The sequence below is a fragment of the Rhodococcus jostii RHA1 genome (assembly GCF_000014565.1).
GTDB classification, from domain to species: Bacteria; Actinomycetota; Actinomycetes; order Mycobacteriales; family Mycobacteriaceae; genus Rhodococcus_F; species Rhodococcus_F jostii_A.
This window is the reverse complement of record NC_008270.1, coordinates 12,253-32,070: the sequence shown is the minus strand read 5'-3', so window position 1 is coordinate 32,070 and position 19,818 is coordinate 12,253. Positions and strand designations below refer to the sequence as shown.

At 62.6% G+C, this 19,818-nt stretch carries 14 protein-coding genes and 1 pseudogene; 5 read left to right on the top strand and 10 right to left on the bottom strand.

The features are described 5' to 3' along the window. Positions 1–507 precede the first annotated feature (507 nt). The 7 genes from RHA1_RS40895 to RHA1_RS40865 form a co-directional block, all read right to left on the bottom strand. Positions 508–2,154, bottom strand: a complete 1,647-nt coding sequence (locus tag RHA1_RS40895) for a M23 family metallopeptidase (RefSeq protein ID WP_011599895.1) — start codon at positions 2,152–2,154, stop codon at positions 508–510. Then, positions 2,154–4,433, bottom strand: coding sequence for a hypothetical protein (locus RHA1_RS40890; protein WP_011599894.1), 2,280 nt, complete (start codon positions 4,431–4,433; stop codon positions 2,154–2,156). Before RHA1_RS40890 ends, RHA1_RS40895 begins: the two co-directional genes overlap by 1 nt. Then, positions 4,430–6,940, bottom strand: coding sequence for an ATP-binding protein (locus RHA1_RS40885; protein WP_011599893.1), 2,511 nt, complete (start codon positions 6,938–6,940; stop codon positions 4,430–4,432). Before RHA1_RS40885 ends, RHA1_RS40890 begins: the two co-directional genes overlap by 4 nt. Positions 6,941–6,954: 14 nt before the next feature. Beyond that, positions 6,955–7,575 (bottom strand): hypothetical protein, encoded by a 621-nt coding sequence (locus RHA1_RS40880; protein WP_011599892.1) that lies wholly within the window; start codon positions 7,573–7,575, stop codon positions 6,955–6,957. Positions 7,576–7,733: 158 nt separating this feature from the next. After that, positions 7,734–8,060 (bottom strand): hypothetical protein, encoded by a 327-nt coding sequence (locus RHA1_RS40875; protein ID WP_005563479.1) that lies wholly within the window; start codon positions 8,058–8,060, stop codon positions 7,734–7,736. 6 nt (positions 8,061–8,066) lie between these two features. Beyond that, positions 8,067–9,275 (bottom strand): conjugal transfer protein, encoded by a 1,209-nt coding sequence (locus RHA1_RS40870; protein WP_011599891.1) that lies wholly within the window; start codon positions 9,273–9,275, stop codon positions 8,067–8,069. Next, positions 9,272–9,535: a hypothetical protein gene (locus RHA1_RS40865; RefSeq protein WP_016880438.1), complete on the bottom strand. Its 264-nt coding sequence runs from the start codon at positions 9,533–9,535 to the stop codon at positions 9,272–9,274. Before RHA1_RS40865 ends, RHA1_RS40870 begins: the two co-directional genes overlap by 4 nt. A gap of 492 nt (positions 9,536–10,027) precedes the next feature. On the opposite strand from RHA1_RS40865, the gene RHA1_RS40860 reads away from it, so the two are divergent. From RHA1_RS40860 to RHA1_RS40850, 3 genes are all read left to right on the top strand, one after another. Next, positions 10,028–10,714: a sigma-70 RNA polymerase sigma factor region 4 domain-containing protein gene (locus tag RHA1_RS40860; protein WP_237727096.1), complete on the top strand. Its 687-nt coding sequence runs from the start codon at positions 10,028–10,030 to the stop codon at positions 10,712–10,714. Further along, on the top strand, positions 10,714–10,977 hold the full coding sequence (locus tag RHA1_RS40855) for a hypothetical protein (protein ID WP_011599888.1): 264 nt from the start codon (positions 10,714–10,716) through the stop codon (positions 10,975–10,977). Before RHA1_RS40860 ends, RHA1_RS40855 begins: the two co-directional genes overlap by 1 nt. A 73-nt stretch (positions 10,978–11,050) precedes the next feature. Next, entirely contained in the window at positions 11,051–13,006 is a 1,956-nt protein-coding gene (locus RHA1_RS40850; RefSeq protein WP_237727095.1) for a cutinase family protein, read from the top strand. Positions 13,007–13,631: 625 nt separating this feature from the next. Here the strand turns inward: RHA1_RS40850 and RHA1_RS52650 are convergent. The 3 genes and pseudogenes from RHA1_RS52650 to RHA1_RS40835 form a co-directional block, all read right to left on the bottom strand. Further along, positions 13,632–13,964, bottom strand: coding sequence for a DUF2510 domain-containing protein (locus tag RHA1_RS52650; protein ID WP_237723821.1), 333 nt, complete (start codon positions 13,962–13,964; stop codon positions 13,632–13,634). A gap of 69 nt (positions 13,965–14,033) precedes the next feature. Further along, a pseudogene (locus RHA1_RS53870) lies at positions 14,034–14,132 on the bottom strand (DUF2510 domain-containing protein); the annotation flags it as partial. 988 nt (positions 14,133–15,120) lie between these two features. Continuing rightward, positions 15,121–15,417: a hypothetical protein gene (locus RHA1_RS40835; RefSeq protein ID WP_235214912.1), complete on the bottom strand. Its 297-nt coding sequence runs from the start codon at positions 15,415–15,417 to the stop codon at positions 15,121–15,123. Between the two features lie 819 nt (positions 15,418–16,236). On the opposite strand from RHA1_RS40835, the gene RHA1_RS40830 reads away from it, so the two are divergent. Beyond that, a complete protein-coding gene (locus RHA1_RS40830) occupies positions 16,237–16,905 on the top strand; it encodes a hypothetical protein (RefSeq protein WP_011599882.1) in 669 nt (222 codons plus the stop codon). Positions 16,906–17,818: 913 nt separating this feature from the next. Beyond that, a complete protein-coding gene (locus RHA1_RS40825) occupies positions 17,819–18,787 on the top strand; it encodes a ParA family protein (protein ID WP_005574273.1) in 969 nt (322 codons plus the stop codon). Positions 18,788–19,818 lie beyond the last annotated feature (1,031 nt).

Genomic DNA, 19,818 nt, shown 5'->3' with positions numbered 1-19,818 from the left:
GTCCCAACGCCGTCCCGCCACCGCCGGCATCCGTAACGGGTTCAACCGGCAGGGCTCCTCTGAACGAACAGTTCGGCGTTGCCGCTCGCTCGCGGCAGGGGCGGAAGAAATGGTTGCTCCTCCCGTCCGAGTAACGCTGCCGGCCGGGCAGCAGTCAGTTACCCTGGGCCTGGGTTTGCAGTACGAGTTTCACGAGTTTCGAATGCGCCAACTTTCGACCTCACCTCAGAAAAGTGACGGCCCGGCCAAGGCCATAAGCGGAGGACCTGCCAAGTCCTCCTCGCGAAAACACCCCCGCCAGGGGGTTTTTCGTGTCGCTGAAGATCTGCGCTGATGTCCCGAGGCGGGACCGCTTACCCCTTATTGCCAAGGGGTCGGACTTCACCCGGGACGGGCATGAATTCGCCTCACCCTGCCCGAGTGCGCACTTTCCACTACCGAGCGGTGGGTGGCCGGCCTTAGTGCCGGGCGCCGATCTTCGGTGTGGCAATAACGTCCGAGCGAGTGTCAGGCCGACAACTTCTTCATGTGCTCACGCACGGCCGGCACGTATGCCTGAGTCTGGCCGAATGGCGGAATCCCGCCGTAGGTGACGACGGCACCCTCCCCGCCGTTGTAGGCGGCGATGATCAGATCGGTGAAGTCGCCGTTGACGGCTCCACTGTCGTGATGCGGTCGAAGGTAGTCGGCGATGTGGCAGAGATAGTGCCCTTCCGAGGCGATCGCGTCGTACGGATTGAACGGGTCGGCAGCGTTCGGTGGTTCCGCTTTTCCGTTTCGATCTAGACCGGAATCCGTACCGAAAGCCTTCCAGGTCTCCGGCATGAACTGACTCATTCCTTCGGCGCCGCCCTGGTTTACGCCATCGCCCTTGCTGACGGCCTTTTCGTTGAACCCGGACTCTTGTTGAACGATGCCGGCAATCAGAACCGGGCTCACCTCTGGGCACAGAGACCCAGCAGCCGAGACTGCGTTGGTGTATTGCGGCGGGATGCTGCCAGGGGCGAACTTGGTCTGATCACCGCCCTCTGGCGGGCACGGCTCCGTGGTGGTCGTACCGCCCGGAGCGCTGCCGTAGTGGGAGTCGACGGTCGGCATCCCGCCGCCCTCGAGTGTGACGTGTACGTGGTCGAAGTGGTTTGCGGTGTAGCCGTGACGGTCCTCCATCAGTGACCAGTCACCGGTGCCATCCCAGTAGCGCTGTTGCCAGATCAAGTACTCGACGTTGAGGGCCACTTTGTTCTGTTGGAGGTACAGGGCGATCTTGTCGCCGAGCGCCTTCCCTTGGGCGCTCGCGGAGTCGGGAATCATGATGTCGACCGCGCGGCCGTCGGGGTGGTCCTGGGCGACGTCGCCGGTGGGGCGCCATCCGCCGATGGTGGCGATCTCGGGGAAGGCCGCCGCGATTGTGCGCATGACGCGGATGGAGTCGACCTGCATGTGCGCTTCGCTGCCTTTGTCGGCGGGCAGCGGTGGTAGATCGCCACCGGTGGAATGTGCGACCAGCTCTGCTGGTCCTCCATTGGGCGATATGGTTCCTTGTTGTTTGAGCCACGGAATGGGATCTACTCCGCCGCCCAGTGACCAGCCTCCGGGGTAGATGCCGAAGTGAAGATGCGGTCCACTCGACTGTCCTTCGCTGCCCACCTTGCCGATCAGTTGGCCCGCTTTGACCTTGTCTCCGGTGTGGACGAGGACCCCGGACGCCTGCATGTGCCCGTATAGGGATTCGACGATCTGGCCCTCGATGGTGTGCCGGATCCGAATCCAGTGTCCGTAGCCGGCGGCGGGCTCTGCGGCGATGACTTCGCCGTCACCGGCGGCGTAGAACGGGGTGTCCAGTGGTGCTGCGTAGTCCTGGCCGTCGTGCATGCCTCCCTCGCGCATACCGAAGGGTGAGCTGATTGTGTAGGTGCCTTCGGCCATCGGGACCGCGAGGGATCCGGGCTTGATTCCCATGAGGCTGCCGCCGCCGGCGTCTGGCACAGGTTGACCGCAGTTCGTGTCACTACCGGTCGTCGCGAGGATGACCAGTATCGGAGCCATCATGATGACCATGGCGAAGGCGGGTATTCCGGCGAGCAGCCACCACCACTTTTTCGAGCTGCCTTCCTGTGTGTCCGGGGTCGACGGTGGTGTGTCGAGGAGCGTCATCAGCGAGCTCGGTGGGCCAGTGCGCTCGGCTTGACTACCGGCGCGGATCCGGACTGCGCTGCGGCAGCGAGCAGCTGAGCAGTCTTCGACGCTGAACCGTTGGGGATCCCTGTTTCAGGAGAGGCGGGTCTGGCTGGTCGCGGGGTGCGGCTCGGTGTAGTCGGCAACATCACCGGCGCCCCAGACGTGGTGGTGAATTCGCGGAATCGGCGACCGTCAGGGCTACTGGTCGTCGTGGCCGAGGCGCGGACCTGGCCAGGATTGGCGACCGGCAATGACGGGGCGACCCCGATGGGGTGCTTGATGCCGGCCTTGTCCGACACCGCCGTTTTCGACAGTCGACTCCGGACAGCGTCGGCAGCAGCGTTCGTAGCGGCGGTTCCACGACTGGTCTGGGCACCGACCGTGCCTGAGGTGGACTTCGGGTAGCTGTCGGGATCGGCGATCGAGTCGACCTTGTTCTTCGCTCGCTTCGCCGTCGAGGAGAGGACCCGTCCGGCAACCAGCACTGCAGCTGCCCCGCCGGTTGCTGCGGTCGACGTGGCTCCGGCTGCGACTTTTCCGGTCGTTGCCGCGGCAGTGCCGGACTTCTTCGCTAGTGCTCCTGCCCCCTTCACCGCGGCCTTTCCGCCCTGGTACAGGTGGCGTCCGTTGGCGGCCATCGCAGCGATGTCGCGCGCTGTGGTGGGCGTTGAGCGACTAATGGCGGTCGGTGCGGCGTTGGGCCGTTTAGCCAGAATTGTTGCCAGGTTGTCCGACAGTCGCTTCATTCCCTTGACCGCTCGGCGGAAGAGGAGAAGTGCGGTGACCAGGAAGATGTCGACGAAGAACACCGTGCGGATCAGGTTCGATTCGTCTGCAGCGAAGAGATCCTCGACGACCATGACGTATCCCACGAGGAAGACGATGGCGAAGATCATCTGCAGCAACGCCATTGCGACGTTGGCAATGGTCCGCCAGAACTGCCCGCGCATCGAGGGTGCGATGGCGAGGACGACTCCTGGTATCGATTTGATGGCATTGCCGATCGAGACACCTGCGGCGATGATCAATCGGCCGGCGAGGTAGATCGCGAAGGCCATGAGGAGTGCGCCGGCGAAGATCAGGAAAAACAGGCCCATTGCTTGTCCGGGACCGGGGTTGTCGGCATAGGCCTTCATCGGCCCGTCCTCCCCCTCACATTTGGCGATGGCATCTTTGACGCGGTCTTCCGGTTTCGCGTCGGGATTGATCAGGTCAAGGGCTACGCCTGCCCCAGGGGCGATCTCGGAGACGACGTCCTGCGCTTTGTCCGCGAGTCCAGGCTCCTTGGGCTTCACGAGGTACGCGGCGTCGAACTCTTTGACGCATTTCCCGTTGTTTTCCGGGGCATCGAGAACGACTCCGAAGTTGATCAGTTGCGTTGGTTGGCGGATGAACGTGTCGACGAGTTTCGATTCGATCGTCTCGATCTCGGTCTGCGGGTTTCCGCTGGTATCACCACCGTTCGCCAGCCCTGAGGCGACTTCCAGGCCCGCATCTCGCGCCGACAGCACCAGCCCGTCGTCCCCGAGGACGCGATCAACCGGGTTCGAGAGAACGCCCACGGCCGCGGCCGCGATGACGCAGGACATGAGGAGCTCGTAGATTCCGGTGGAGAATCGGCCGCGGATGATCCAGATGGCGACGCTGAGTCCGGCGACTGTGAGCATCAGCGGGGTCAGCGCGAACTGGTCGGTGATGGAGGTGACCGAGTCGGCGATGGCGCGCACGGGCGTGAGGATCAGGTCGAGCCATTCGAACGAGAGCACCCAGGTGATGAACCAGATGCCCGTTGCCATCAGGAAGCGGAAGACCTCGTATTCGAGGGTGATGATGTACGCCCAGATCATCCGCCAGCCGCCGCCCACCGACGCGTTGCCTTTGTCGATGGACAGGAAGTAGCCCCACGCGTCGATGCCGTGCGAATCTTTCAGATTCATCCAGGCGAAGAACGGGCTCGCACCGCCGCCGCCGGCGGGATCGGCGAGAGCCGGGGTCGCCACGATCATCACGATGGCGCCGGCCGCGTGCCAGCCGGCGATGAGGCGGATCAGGAGCCGGCTCCACCAGCGTGCCCACAGCCAGCGGGTCACTGGACGGGTCAGGTGTATCAGTGCGGTCAACCAGGATTGCGGAATCCACGCGGTGACAAGCCGCAGCAGTGAGCGTGTGGCCGCGGCGCGGACACTGAAATACTCCCGGGGTTCGGGGGCGCCGACCACCTCCCGTTCACGGGAGGACGCCGCGGCCGCGGTCATGCTTTCACCAGCTTGTTGTCCTTCGGAGTGGTCGACACTGCACTTCGGCGAGACTCGGTTGCCGGCAGCAGCGTCTTGATACGACCGACGTTTCCGCTGCCATCGCGCATGTAACCTTCACCGCGGCGGTGCGGTTCGACGTACTTGTCTTTTCCGGTTACCGGAGCTGTCTGCTCCATGTATTGCTTGACCAGTCCGTAGTCGTCCGGGTCGAGGCCGAGCCATTCAATGGCGCGCTTGGCGAGGGTTTCGTCTGTATGCCGGTGCGCGATGCGGGTCTTGATCAGTCCGCGCAGCTTCGGGGTGCCGAACGCGCAGTCCTGGTCGCCGAGTCCCACGGCGGCAGAGGACTTGCGGCCCTGCAGCACGAAGTCCTCGACGATGTCGACTCCGTCGTCGGCGCCCAGGAGGTGGTGTGCCTCGTCGACGAGGAACAACGCCATCTGGTCGGGGTCGGCGAAGCACTGTCCGCGGGCGACCTTCGCGATCAGGGTGTACACCGCGTGACCGAACCGCTTCTCCAGCGGCAGGTTCTCATAGAGGTGCTGCTTCTCGGTCTGCAGCTGGGTCGGCAAGTCGACCTTGTGGGTGCGGAAAATGATGCCGGGAGCAGTAATGGGCAGCGGGGGTAGATCTTTGCCGAACAGTACCGCGGCGTAGGTGCGGCGGGCGTAGACGTTCATCGCTTCGCCGAGATCTTGGGCGTGGGCGATCGGGCAAGCCCCGGACAGGAGGTGTTCGGTCAGCTCGCCCAAACCTTGGTAGGGGTGCTCTGCGCGGTACTCGGGCTCGAGCACCTTCGCCAATGCGATGCCCAGGTCTGAGGAAGGCTGGATCCGGAGCAGTGTCAACAACACGGACTGGGCCATTTCTGCTGCGACCCCGGCCTCGAAGATCCTCAGTGGATCCATGCTGTATTCGGGTTCGACGAGGTCGACCACGACTGCCTCGGTGACGGCCTTGGCCCAATTGGCGTACTCGCCGAGATCGCTTTGGTCGATACCGATGACCTGCCCCCCGCAGTCGACGACCTGGCCGGCGATCACCTTCATGGTGACCGACTTGCCCGATCCGAGCTCACCGGTGACCGCGAAGGATCCGGACTGGTCGCGCAGGGACTTTCCGGCGACGTCGTGGTGAACCACACCGATCCGAGAAGTGGTGATGTTCAGTGCCAACAGCGGACCGCTGCCATCGCCGAGATCGTTGCGAATGAACGGCATGTACGCCGCGAAATGCGTCGATGTGGTGATCTGCGCGAACTCGCGGACGATCTTCGAGGTGGGAACGCCAGGCAACATCGCCCACCACAGGTCTTCCTGGTAGCCGACCGGCGCGACCACCTTGTATTCCTGCTGTTCGAACGCTTTCACCAATGCCTTCGCATCAGCGAGTGCACGCTCCTCGGAATCAGCTCCTACCGCGAACAACGCCGTCCAGGCAACCTCGACCTCATCGCGGTTCGTCTCGAGCAACGAGGTGTATTCGGTCAACGCGGCGGCAGCGAGGTCGAGAACACCTTGGCCGCCGGCCAACTCTCCTTCCCGCTGTTCGTACTGCTCCTTCAGGTTCTCGAGCGCGCGCTTGTTCGCTCGCATGACATCGGCACCGGCGGTGACCTTGAGCCGTACGGCAAAGTCGACATCGATATCGCCGAAGTCGTCAGCGAGGGTGAAGAACTCCGAGCCGGGGAAATAGACGCCACCGGCGGGGGTGTCAGCGAGCGCGAGGAGCACTTGGTAGGAGGCAGGGTGGTCGACGAATTCGTATGGCTGGTCGACTTTCAGGACCCGACTGAACGTCGGGACCTTGCCTCGCCAACCCGAAGCCTTCTCTCGATCCGATTGGGCGCCCTCGTCGATCCGGCATGCGGACAGGGCGGCACCTGACTTTGCTCCTGGCGTCACGGCTGCGTCGGGCAGGTCAGGGTCGACATGCAGTCCGCGCGTCATCGCGTGCTGCCACAGCCACACCATCTGAGCGGGAGTGGCAGGTTGCGCATCGAAGACACCGGGGATGTCGGCCATGATCCGGTTGGCCTGCCGGACACGGGCCCGGATCTCGTCATCATCAATTGCGGTCCGCGGCAGCCCGATGTAGTCGGAGAGTGTGGTCCAGGCCGAATGAGCCGCGGCCTTGACCTGATCGACGACCTTGGGTGTGGTCAGCGGAATGCTCAGCCAGTAGATCCTCTGCCCCGGGCGGTATAGCTCGATCGAGTCGAGAGTCGCTTCGCATTCGGTTGCCCAGTCCGGGTGTGCATCGAGATCGACGCCTTCGGTCATTCGGGAAACGACGGCTTCGGCGCTCAACGATGCTGCGATGCCCATCAACAGTGACTCGCCCGGCAGGGCGCGGACGAGCATCGTGTGCAGGGTACGAGCAGTGCGCTTGTCCACGTCGGGGCGGTAACCGTAGTCGATGCCCGTGAGCACGTAGTCCGCCCAGACAACGCCGGACTTCGTCCACCGGATGTTCGCGGCCATTGACAGTGTCGGCTGTTCCATAGTGGCGGTGCTTTCTACTCGGAGGTGCCTGCAGCAGCCAGAGCGAGGAGTTCCTTGACGCTCGATCGGCCGGCGCGATGGGTGGGCCCGCTTGCCGGTGTGGGCACCGGCGCGGAGGTCTGCGGTCGTGGTGCGACAGGTTCCGCCGATGCGGTTTCGGTGACCTCGGCGGCGGCGATGTGCACGGCCTGCGGGACGACCGTGGCGCTGAGTTCGGCGGCCGTGGGGTCGGCAGTGATGTAGCCACTCGGACGCACGAGGTGGGGTGGCCGGATGGTCACCCGGCGGCCGTTGATCTGGATCTTGGCACCGGCCGGCGCGAAGGCTGCGGCGCAGATTCCCTGTGCCACTGAGGCGGGGCTCCGGCCGGCAAACCGGAGTTTGCCAACGACAAAGACGGTGCCCAGTGACCAGAAGGCGAAGAATCCGACGTTCCAGGAAATGCTGTCCCGAAGCCACAGTGGATGCAGGAGCCACAGGAGCCCACCGACGATTGCGCCGCTGACGGCCTGCGGAACGGTATAGGGACCGAACGGCAGCTTCTTTCCGTCGGGTGTACGCCCGATCAGCTGCGGCACCTTGCGAGCGCGGGTGAAGTTCTTGATGACTTCCCCGGTGGTGCGCTCGTCGCTCATCGCAGCACCGGCCCACTCGTGACTTCATGCCGGCGAAGCCGCGAACCCGCTTCCGCAGTGCTAGCTACATCGAACACTGGAGCCTCCCTTGTAGAGGTCGGTCGCGCAATGAGGTCATTGCAGACAAGCGTCTTTCAACCGGTGCGAACGAGCGGAGATCACACGGGAAGGTCTAAGCCGGAACTCGGCTCGGCCACGAGGTGCACCGCGGCGGGAGCGCTCTCCAACTCCTCACCTGTCGAGTCCTTCAGGACGTCCATGTTGAAGACGACCCACAGTGCTGCACCACCGATGAGCGCTGATGTGATGAGTCGCGCAACTGTGAATGAGGCCATCAGATTCTTGAGAAGGAAGAACAAAACGAGGCAGCCGGCGGCCGACTGGAGGAGCAGCTTGCCGTCGCTGGTGAACTCCTGCGCCTTGTCGAAAAGCCCTACAGCGAGGACCGCGTTGTTGGGATCGGTGGCGGCGAGCGCAATGGACATGATGGGTTACCTTCCGGATGAATGAGGATCGGTTCCTGACGGGGAAAACAACGGCACGTCGCCGGCAGCCGGCACTGAAAGTGCGGGGGTCTGCCCTGATTCAGACGATGCGGGAACCTGACCTGAATCAGACGATGCGGATTCCGGGGCACCCGCACTCGGTGTGGTCGAGCTCGGTGCGGTCGTTGACGAGGATGGTGTTCGGGGTGCCGCCGGCGGGTACAACGGCGTTGCGTCAATTGCGCTGACCTCCCACCGGCCGCCGCGGGAGGTCATCGTCAGCGCGTACTGCCCACTGACCGAACCGACCTCTGTGACGTTCTGCGCTGCCGTCACCAGGAGGCGCACAACATCACCGTCAGGCAGCGGTGCCGATGCACTGGCAGCACTCAGGTCTTCCGACGAATAGACATCGGTGATTGCCACGCTGCGATACGGCGCCGGAACAATCGGTGCGATCGAAACCCCCGGCGTGAGATAGCGCGCTACTTCCCCGTTGCCGGTCAACATCGCGGACAGGAACTCGTGAGCGGACGTGGCGATGGGATGGTTGGCGACCCGGTACTTGTAGCCGAGTCTGACGTCGATCGAGGTCGACGGGCCAGCTACTGCGGCGGGGAGTGCGGCGGCCCTCACGCCCGCTTCGGTGACCACAACCGGCACCTGAAAGTAGCGACGAACAGTGGGCGCATTCGCATCAGTGGCGGCTCGAACTGACACCGAGACCGTCACCGCGTACGTCCGTGACTTCTGCTCGTAGTCGATCGACGCGACGGCCGGATCAGTCGCAGCAAACAACGGCGCGCTCGGAAGGCTCGGTTTTCCCGAGACGAAATGATCGAGTTCTTGTTCATCCCCACGCGTCGCCTGGAGCCAGGCAACGACGAACTGCCGAGCAAGATCTTCGGCTTTCGCCTGACCGACTGTGTCGACGTCTGTGGTGTCCTTGGTGGCGTTGTCGGTGAGGCTCCGGGTGGGCGAGGATCCGAAGACGACGAGGATCAGGGCAACTATTCCGGCGCCGAGCGCGGCGACGATTCCTGCCTTGAGAAGTCGGGTGGTCCACACCTGCCGAAGGCCCCACTGTGCACGCTCCGCGCGCGCCAACTCCTCGGCTTCGTCGACAACGGAGTCGACGACATTTTCAGACGCGGGATCGGTCTTGCTCATGGGGCTGCGGCCGAAGTTGTTGATTTTCGCGAGGTCGATTTTCATCGGATGCCGGCTTCTGTCGTCGGGTCGGACGTTGCGCAATCGGGGACGGAAACTGTGACGTCGAGTGCGGACGCCCGCGACAGCGCGGCGCGCGCGGCCGGGGCTTCGACGAACACCAACAGCCACAGCGAAGTGCTCGCCTCTTCATCGAGAGGGTTCACCGCCAGGGCTGCCGCGACTCGGCGGATCTCCTCGGTGACGGCGTGCACGTAGCCGAGATCGTGCAGCTGGGCTTGCAGCGAGTTGTCGAGCTCATGCATCCGGTCCTCCTGGCGACTGGGGTCTGGAAGAGCGCCACACAGAAAAAGTGGGCCTCTACTTGGAGGAAGATCCGGGTCCGGGGGCTTGAGTGACATCGCTCGCGAAACTTTTTTGAAGTTTTCTCTGCAGTCACCAAGGGGTTATTGCCTCCAGCCGAAAGAGCGCACGTGAGGGACACTTCCTGCCCACCGCCGCACAGCCGGAACCTTCACGGCAACAACGCCCTGGCAATAACGACAACCCCTCCGGCAACAACAAACACGCAGGTCAGAGGCAATATCCGGTTGCTGTACTGGGCGCGAGACCACCTCGCCCGCGCCCAAAGGAGACCGATCGTGGAAACGTCCACCCACGCACCCACCGCCACCACAGCTTCATCGGCAACGCCGGTCCGCAGCACCGCGCAGAGCAATCTGTACAGCCGCTTGAACACCGAGTGGATGTACCTCTGCACTCGCCCCGCAGCCGCCGCCGAAGTCTTGACGTGGTCGGTGAGCCAGGACGCGCTCCGCGAGGTCGCGGACCTCAACGATCTCGCCGCGGCGCACCGCCGAGATCGTGATGGTGTGCTTCTGGCGCTGCTGACACTGCATCAGGAAGGAAGCTCCCTTGCCGGGCGAGCGCTACTGCAGCTGATGCTCGGCAAGCTCATCTCCCTGACGCGCCACGCACGGGTCAGTGGGCACGATCGGTATCACGCGTGCGATGAGAGAGCTGCCTCCACTGTGGCCACGTTCATGTCACTGATCGCCACCTACAGGCCCTCCGGTGAGAACGTCTACGCGGCGCTCTTCCTGCACACGCTGAAGAAGATCACGCGCGAGGAAACCTTCGCCCAGGAGATCCCCGCCTCCGATGTCATGGACGAGTCCGACAGTGCTGAGAACGAACCGGAAGCGAACATCTCTGCTCCGGCGCTGCTCTCCTGGGCGGTCGAAAAGAAGGTCATCAACGACCTCGATCGCACCCTGATTCAGCGGGCATACCTCGAGCAGACCGATTGCGACCTGGCAGTGATTGCCGCGGAGATTGGGATGACTCCGGCAGCGCTTCGCCAGCGGCTCTACCGCGCGGTCACACGCATTCGTAAAAGTGTCGTCGCCTCCAACCCGCCGACTCCTCGACCCCGGTTTGCACGTGGTCGTCGTCGGGCTGCAACGACTACTGCGGCGATCTGATGACCCGTAGTCTCGCGCCTCTGTTCACCGTCATGGTCTTCATCGCGGCGGCGTTTCTTCTGACCGAAACGTCCTTGCTCCTCGAAGCGACGCGAGGATTCGATGCTGCACTCACCCACCCCACAATCGCTCGTCCCGGACTGCTCGCCGAGTCCTCGCATGTGATGAGCAGAGTCGCTCTCACTGTCGCTAACTTTCTCCCCCGCGACATCACCACTCATATCGACAGCGGTCGGGTCCTCGTGCCGGCGCTGTATCGCTGACGAAAAGAGAACACTCATGACGAACCTTCACACACCAACACCTGAGGCCGGTCACGCCAACTACAGCGCCCGGGTGCCCCTGCTCGTCGCCTCCCTGCTCGCTGCACTCCTCGCCTCCCTCATCGCGGTTGTGTCGCCAAGTCAGGCCGAGGCGGCGCCGGCATCATCGGGCTGCCCGGCAGTGGAAGTGGTGATGATGCCGGGAACGTTCGAAACGGACTCGACCGCTAATCCTGACGTCGCGAAGGGTCTACTCAAGCAGGTAACCGATCCTCTTTCCCAGCTGTTCGGCAGCTCCATCAAGATCACCTATCCGGCGTACGAAGCGTCCGCCTTCAACAAGGGCAAGACCTATGGCACCAGTAAGGCATCTGGCATCGCGGCCGGCGCGCGCGTGATGCAGACCCGTGCAACGCAATGCCCGAACACTCTGTTCGCACTCGGCGGCTACAGCCAGGGTGCGGACGTGGCCGGCGACTTGGCATGGTTGATCGGACACGACAAGGGACCGATCCCGGCAGAGAAGTTGATCGCCGTCGGTCTTGTTGCCGACCCACGGCAGAGTTCGAATGGCGACAACACTCTCGTCGGTCCTCCCATCGACGGAGTCGGGATCGCGGGGGCCAGGCCGGGCGGGTTCGGAAAGACAGCTGCAGTCACGCGTTCGTACTGCGCCCCCGACGACCTCTACTGCTCGACCAACGCCGGCAAGGATGGATTGCTCGCAGGACTTGGGCGAGTGCTTGCCCAGCCTCCGACTGCTTCCGCTCCGCAGCAGAGCGATGGATCTCAAACCACCACCGCGGGTCTGCAGAACGCCTTGGTGTCCGACTACTCGACGGTCAATCTTCCGGGATTGGCCGGCAACATCGAGACCCTGCAGCAGCAGCTGCAGTCCGGCGCTCCGGACCTGGAGAGCATGGAATCGGCGGCGACAGATGTTGCCAACACCCTTGTTCCGCTGGCCGATACGACTAGCTGGGTAACCCAGAATCCGGCCGTGGAACAGACGCTCATGACCGCGGACGCTTCGACTCCCGAATACGCCGCCGGCCAGATCGTCGACAAGGTCAAAGGCATCGACCTGAGGAGTGCATTTCAGGCCGCGGACACCATCGCGCGGACGGCTCAGAATGCCTCCACGCCGGATCAGGTGCAGCAGCTGCAGACATCGGTGGACACCTTGTCCAACCAGGTCTCCCCCCTGGCCGCCACTCCGGCTGATGGTCTGTCACTCGCGGCGGACGCCCTCTCGATCATCAAGCCGAGCGTGCTCATCAACCAGGTCACGCACATCGGGACGAACGCATTCGACCTCGCCAACAACATCCCTACAGTCCTCGACATCTTGTTCAACCGGATCCCGCACATTGTTCTCGATCCCGGTCTCGATCCGATGGCCAAGGTCAAGGCTGTCCACGCCGAGTTCGACCGCATCAACGTCCTATTCGAGCCACTCATCAAGCTCGCCGCCGGACTCGACTACAAGACCGCGGCGGCCCTGATCGCGATGATGCCCGACCCATCCGGCGCCGCACAGATCATCTCGATGATCGTCGGCCTCGTCGGGAACCTCGACATCATCGGTCTGGCCAACACCGCCGGCGAACTCCAAAAGCAGCTCTGGCACGCCATCGAGACCGGCGACATCATCGGAGCCGGCCTCGGCGCACTCCCCCACATCCTCGACTTCGCGAAGATCGCGGTGGGCACACTCAGCGGTGGCCAGAAGACCGAGGCGTCCAAGCTCGGTTCAGTGTCTGCGGCCACGACGACTGGACAGCAGATCACCCAGCAGTCACAGGCTGGGGACCTTGGAGGGCTCGCCTCGAGCCTCACCGCCTTGGCGGGCTCTGACGGTGCAGACGCCCTCTCCCAGATCGGTGCTGAAGGGCTCAAGTTCGCCTCATTCATCGGGTCCGGAACTCACCAAAACTACGGGGAGCTTGTCGTCGATGCATCAGGCACAACGGCCCTGCAGGACATGACCAACCACTTCCGTGATCCGATCGCCAAGGCCGTGGCGTAATCAGTCGTACCGAATCCGACCAACAGATCCACAAGCGCGGCGTCGCGACGAACCCTGCGCCATGGACCGACCGGCAACTAGGACTGCTCTCACTAGCATCGCGGGGTTTCGGCAGCCTCTGCCACACCGCCAGCGGATCCGCCCGGCTACGCTCAGCTCGACGCCTTGCAGGAGGTGGAACCATGTTCCGAACCGCTTCGATGCCCCGCAGCATGACTACTCTCGCTGGGATTGCACTCGCAGCATTGTTGCTAGCCGCCCCGACCGTGAGCGCAGCCCCGTCCGACACGGTCCTGCCGATCCCCTTCGCGGGACTGACCAACGGACCGACTGGATTGACTAACCAGCCGTCCAGCACGTTCATCACTGTCAGGACCAACCCAGACGAGCCGGGGATCACTCGAGTCCGCTGCGGCGCATACCCCTACTGCGATCTTGTTGTCCACTGGCGCAACCTATCGACCGGCGCGAGTGGCGCTGCGGACCTCTTTTACGGATCGAGCGCCCCGGGGGTCGTCCAGACCGGATCCGGGACGGTGGTCGCTGCCTTCACAGCGGGCGGTATGCCCGGTTACCTGGGCACCCCCACCGCGCTGCTACCGGGAGCTGGCGTTTGGACAGTGCCTTAGCTGTTCGCTGGTTGGGTGTGCAACGTCCATTGTGTGCCGTCGTGCCACCGGACAAGGCTCGCGTCTTGCTGGTCCGGGTACCAACCAGCAGTGAGACCCGGCGCCGGCGCGACGACAACGTGCACGGGGGTAGGACGTCTGTCGCCGAGTCTGACGAGAGCGCGGACCACGAGAACTGCGAGTGCGGCGATGCCGAGCACGAAGCCCCAGAAGATGACCTGAATTCCGGAGACGTCAACGCCGACTCCGGATGCCAAGAGGATGATGGCGGCAATACTGCCCAGGAACCATAGAATCCCGCGCATACGTCTGCCTTGTGCATCGGTCATGGTTTGCCGTCTGGGTCCGCCGATGCTCGGCGCCGCTTCCGGACTCGCAATCTGGCTGGCCGACGGGATGGCACGAGTTTGCGCCGTCCACTCGGTGCCGTTGTACCAGCGGACGAGCCGTGGGTTCGCCGGATCCGGATACCAGCCTGGCGAAGTGGTAGTCGTCACCCGCGCATCACATCAGACGAAATGGTGGACTGCTTCGCGTGACAAGTGCGGCCCGGGGGCGTACCAAATATTGCCGGGCTCACGCGCCTTCAGCTGGCCCCCTGTGCACAACGAGAAGTTCGTTGGCTCCGATGATAGAACCGAGCGCAGCTCAAGCGAGTTCTTCGCACCGGCGAATACATTCGCGCAATGGATACCACACAAGCGCAGCTACCCTGCACGCCATGGCTCCCCTTCACCGTTTGAATACCGTGGCGATCTGTTCGTCGCACACGTGACGACGTCAGGAAGCGGTGACGGTATTCCCCAGGTGAAGGACATCGCTGCCATCAACATGAGCACCGGAGGGTACTGGAACATCACCTTTCCGAGTCACGGCGAGCTCACAGACGACGCCACTGCGATACTCGGTCTCGGACTCTCGCGAGGAGCATAGAGGGGCACATCGCCGGCGGATTCCACCCCGACGCACATATGCGATTGCTCACTCAACTGTTCGGCGAAGTCAACCTCTCCCCCACCTGGCATCAGAGCGCTGATATCAGGCAATTGACAGCTGGCGCTTTAGGGATCCCACCGACTCACACACCCACTGCGGAACAGACGTGCAACCTCTGGGGCATTTCGGTCAGGAACGCCCGCCACAGCGCCGCTCAGATGGCAAAGGCGGCCGCCGCTTGCTTTGACGCGCTCGAACATTTCGCAGCTGCAGGCCGGACTGCCAGTGTCGATCCGATGACGAACTGAGTGACAGATGCTCCGACGCGATCTCCAGATCCCACCGCGAATCCTCGGAATCCTCCGGCGCCTTCGCGGTCGTCACATTGCAGGGTTGTGGTTTCTTGCGGCCCTTCTCGTCAGTGCGATCGATGGTTTCGCCGCGACCGGGACGACCGTCCACTCACTTCTGGCCGTCCCCGTCGCTGTTGCTCCGATGATTGTTCTCGCGGTCTGGGTAGTCGCGAACAAGAAGTAGGGCTCGTCGGCGCTACTCTGCGGCCTGTGTGCGTTCGTCGTCCCCGAAGAAGTACCCCGTCAGGGCCGCTGTGATCAGATGCGACCGGGACTTCGCGGCAAGATCGATGACAAGTTGATCGATGACGTCAAAGTCGGCCTTGAATAGGCGGTATGTCACCTGCGTCTCGGCATCGTCACGTGACGTTTTGGCGCGAATGCCACGGGGTGCGAACAGTCCTCCCCCGATTCGGCCACCGGGATACAGCAACTCGGGCAGACGGTCGTGTGTGGCCTCGATCGCGACAATGAAGATCTGACCGTTGGTCATTCCTGTCTGCTCGCGAAGCTGCTCGAGTTTCGCGTGGCACTTTGCCGGCACTCGAACGCTGGACGACTTCCCGCCGCTGTCCGGATCCGTCACCACGGGCCCTCGTTCGGGTGGCGCTTCTCGAGACGGCTCGTCAACTCCCGAATCCTCCCCACCCTCAATGAACTGGGATGCGATGTGTTCGACCGATCGAGCAGCCGGTGACCGAAAGGTCGAAGCTAACGGACGGTGTCCCCCGGTGGCTTGAGGTTGACCATGTTCCTGCGTCACGACGATGTACTCCGATGCTGAACAGGGAGCGAGGCGCGCTCGCTCGAACCCAAATGATCTTGATGTGCTTTATACAGCCCGCCCTGGACTACTTCGACCAACAGTGCATACGACCACCAGTGCATGAAGGGCGCACTTTCAACGTTAAACGTGATGTTGTAAGAAGAACATAGACCAACACTGACATACGCCGAAGACAGTAGCGCAACTTCGCGTGAGCGGTATCGACAGATGCTTTGCGATCGACCTCAATAGCGTCCCAGTCGCGTCCCATAACCCTCCCAGTTGTGTCATTCATCGGATTTGCTAGATCTATGAGACGAGTTCCAGTCATGTTGACTTGTACTAATAGTCGATTGTGGGACGCCATTGGGAGGCTGTTTGGACGGTAAAGGGAGAGACACGTAGCACTATTTGCACGTTTTCTAGAGGCTTTGATTGTCATGCTCGATATCTATGTGTTGTGCGCTAGAGCTACGCCTTAGAAACGTTTGGGACGATTGCATAACTATGGATGACACACCTATCGCCCGATGTCATCATGTTCGTATGACGGTGCCAAACGGTGAGGGCCTTGAGCTTGGCCGCCCGTGGATCGAAGATCTGCGCTGGCACCGCGATCAATACAGACAGTCTCGCTTTCAATGGAGTGGCAGTGAGGCGCTCCTCGCGGCTACAGAATTCACCCACGGGCGTCAGGACTTCACCTCACTGATGGATCTGCGCGAGCTGAATCTGGGCCGGCGTGCTGCCACTGAGTACGCCGCAGTCTGCCAACGCGCGTTCGGAGAGGCTGTAAGGCAGGCGCGTCGGTCCATCTGCCCAACTTCCTGGGTCGCTGTCGCCATCGAACTGGACTCGACAGTCGACGACTGTTCGGCCAGCTCTCACTTCGCGACCTGGTCGAGCCCTGCAGATAGGACAAACACCCAGGTGGATCGGGTTCAACGGATTGTCGACGGCCTCTACTTCTCGAACCCTTTGATCCGGGCCTGGGAGCTCAAGCAGCTCTGGGACCTGTACACGGCCGCCGAGAACATTCTCGAGGACACCTTGGTCGATCTCGTTGTCGAGCTCGACGGACATCGTCGAGCTCAGGACATTGCCGATGCGATCGGCGTCTTCACTGTGGCGGGCCTCAGTCATCGGGTAGACCTCCAACGAAGCCAGCGCGGCGTCGTCGGTGATCCCCGCAGAACACCGCATCAGTACAGGTAGAGGCCCTCTTCACGCAGGTGTTCACGCAAAGGATTCCCCATACGTTCACGCGCGTAGACCATCCCGACGGGGCATTTGCCCTGTGCCGCACTCGACGTTCGATCCGCAGAGTTTTCCGCTCGGGTGCCAGTGCGCTCTCACGCACTGTGCCTAGCAGCGAATTACGGCACCCTGTCACGCATCTGATTCGGTGCACCCCCTCGCGCTCGAACCAGCAGCGGCGCACGTAACTGCTCACGTCTTACAACCAGTGGTGTTGCCCGCATTGACGACATGTTCAAGTTCACGCGCACGTACCGGCATTGCCTCCCGTGTCTGATCACTCACTCCAACACGCGTTGTTACCGGCATGGAGTCACGTGCAATCCGTCGCGGTTAATCACGCCCACTTCCACGTAGGTTGTCCCGCTTCGCATCCTGCGTGACATCATGCGTGGCTTCACGCAGCTCTTCACGCAAGTTGTCCCGTTGCTATTCTTGCGGCTTCATACGCGTTATCCACTGCATACCGTCACGTAGTGTCTTCCGCTTGTCTCCAGGCGAATTCACACGCGTGAAGACCCGTGTTTCTATATGCAGTTAGGTCCGCATGTTTTCCCACTTGACTACACGCCTGGCGCTACGCCAGTTCACATGCTTGTTCTCACGCTGATTGCCATGCCTGTTTACGCGCTTGTTTTCACACCGGTAGCCATGCGTGTTAACACACCTACGAGCACGCCAGTCATCACGCTTAACTCCACGCTTGACCACCCGCCTTGCCTCATACGGTTGACCCCGTCGCATCTCACGCGTTTGCTCACGCAGATCTACCTACGGTTCACCCCGCGTGGCATACAGCAAGTTGTCCAGGAATCCTGCTAGCTTCACTGGGAACCACTCGTCACAACCAAAGTCCAATGGGAGAACTGCCATGTCCATGCATGTCGTCGAGACCTCAACTGCGGAGCAGCAGGAACTGCCGGTGTCGTTCGGATTCTTCAACGGCAAGGGGGGAGTGGGAAAGACAAGCTGTGCCGCCAACTGCGGCGGACTCCTTGCCGCCGCCGGATACCGAGTTCTGATCGGTGACTTCGACCCCCAGGGGAACCTGTGCCGCGATCTGGGCTACGACAAGCGAGACGGATCTGAACTGTTCACCGCGCTCCTGCAAGGGTCCGCGCCTCCGATCGTCCACAATGTCGGGGGCCGCGAGAATCTCGATGTGGTGCCGGGTGGTCCCGCGATGTTCGACCTGGCGGCCGTCATGGTTTCCCGGCAGCAGCGTCAGGGTGGTAAGCGGCTCGGACAGCTCGTTCGCGCCATGCTCCTGCAGGTTGCGCACAACTATGACGTGATCATCTTCGACACTCCGCCCGGTGATTTGACCATCATGGAGGCACTGATGGAGGTCGTCCAGGCTGTGGTCATCCCGGTCAGGGCGGACGACGCAAGCCTCGACGGGTTGGAAACTATTGCCGGCCAGTTCTCGGCGACACGGGATGGTGATCCAGACCGTAATCTGCCGGCTGTCAACCCGCGGCTGCAGTTGGCAGGTATTTGCTTGTTCGGTGTGGGCTCGCGTTCAACCAAGCTCACGGCGAAGATCCGTCAATCCGTCAACGAGATGATCGGGGATGCCGCCCCGATCTTCGAATCCCGGATCCGGACGATGGAATCTACTGCCTATGATGCCCGCCGGGAGGGCTTGTTGGTCCATGAGCTGGAACAGCAGACCGAAGTCGCCAAAGTCGCACGTTTCGCCGCTTTGAAGAAGGGCGCCAAACCGACGGATCAGATACTTTCGCGCAATGCGTCCGGGTTGGCCGAGGACTACGCAGAACTGACACGCGAAATCCTCGTGCGCCTGTCGACCATCAGCGAGGAGGTGGCTTCGGCATGACCGAAACCAGCACTCCTCGTCGCAAGAGCCTTGCCAGTGCTTTCGCTCCGAAAGGTAACCGAGCGGAGGGTTTGGCCGGCCTCCTTCCGACTGCTGGCAGCCCCACCCAGCCGCGGCGCTCTACCCCGGTCACCGAGGTAGAACCAGCCGCGGAGGAGTCTCGGCCTGTCGAGAAGGCGCCTGCAGCGCAGGAGCCGCCACAAGCTCAGGCCGAATCACCCGCGCCTACTACTACGGTGCCCGTGCCCGTTCGCTCCGAGCCGGTCAGTAAGCCAGAACCAACCCCACCACCCGCACCCACACCCACCGAGAAGCAGGCTCCCATTTATGAGCCGGCCCCGGACCCGACCCCGGTCACCGACGATGATGTCGAACCTCCGACGGAAATTGGGAAGGTGACCGTGACGGCTTACCTGGATCGCGCCACGCGTGATGCACTGCAAAGCCGCGCGGCCGAGCGTAGATGTGATCACGCTGATGTCGTTATCGAGGCCTTCGATTCTGTGGGGATCGCGGGACTTCGTAGCCTGTTCCAGCCGGTGGCCGGGCGATCCGCAGCCGGGATCCCCGTGCATCAGGAGCCATTTGCGGTCAAGGGTCCCGTTGAGACGTGGTTCCGGTTCACGACGGCTCAGCGGGACTGGCTTGACGCTCAGGTGAAGGTGGTCGGGTCGAAGTCCAGGAGCCGGCTTCTTGCTGGTGTCTTGTCGCTACATCTTCGGACGGTGTCTCGCTAGTGACGATGGGGTAGGGCGACGGGGGAGTAGAACCTCGCCGCCTACCTCTCAGTCGATTCCCGACAGCTCATCGGTGGTGCACGCGAAGGCACTTCGGGTGTCTTTGAACCCACTCCCCACCCCACTCCCCACCCCACTCCCCACCGCCGTGGGGAGTGGGTTTTACCGTTTGATCAGGTATTTCTTCCCACTCCCCCCACTCCCCACCGATTGGCCCCGCAGGTCACACGTAGGGGTAGTTGTTCATCTGAAACCGCGGTCGGGCGAGTTTGGTGAAACAGTCCATGCTCCGCG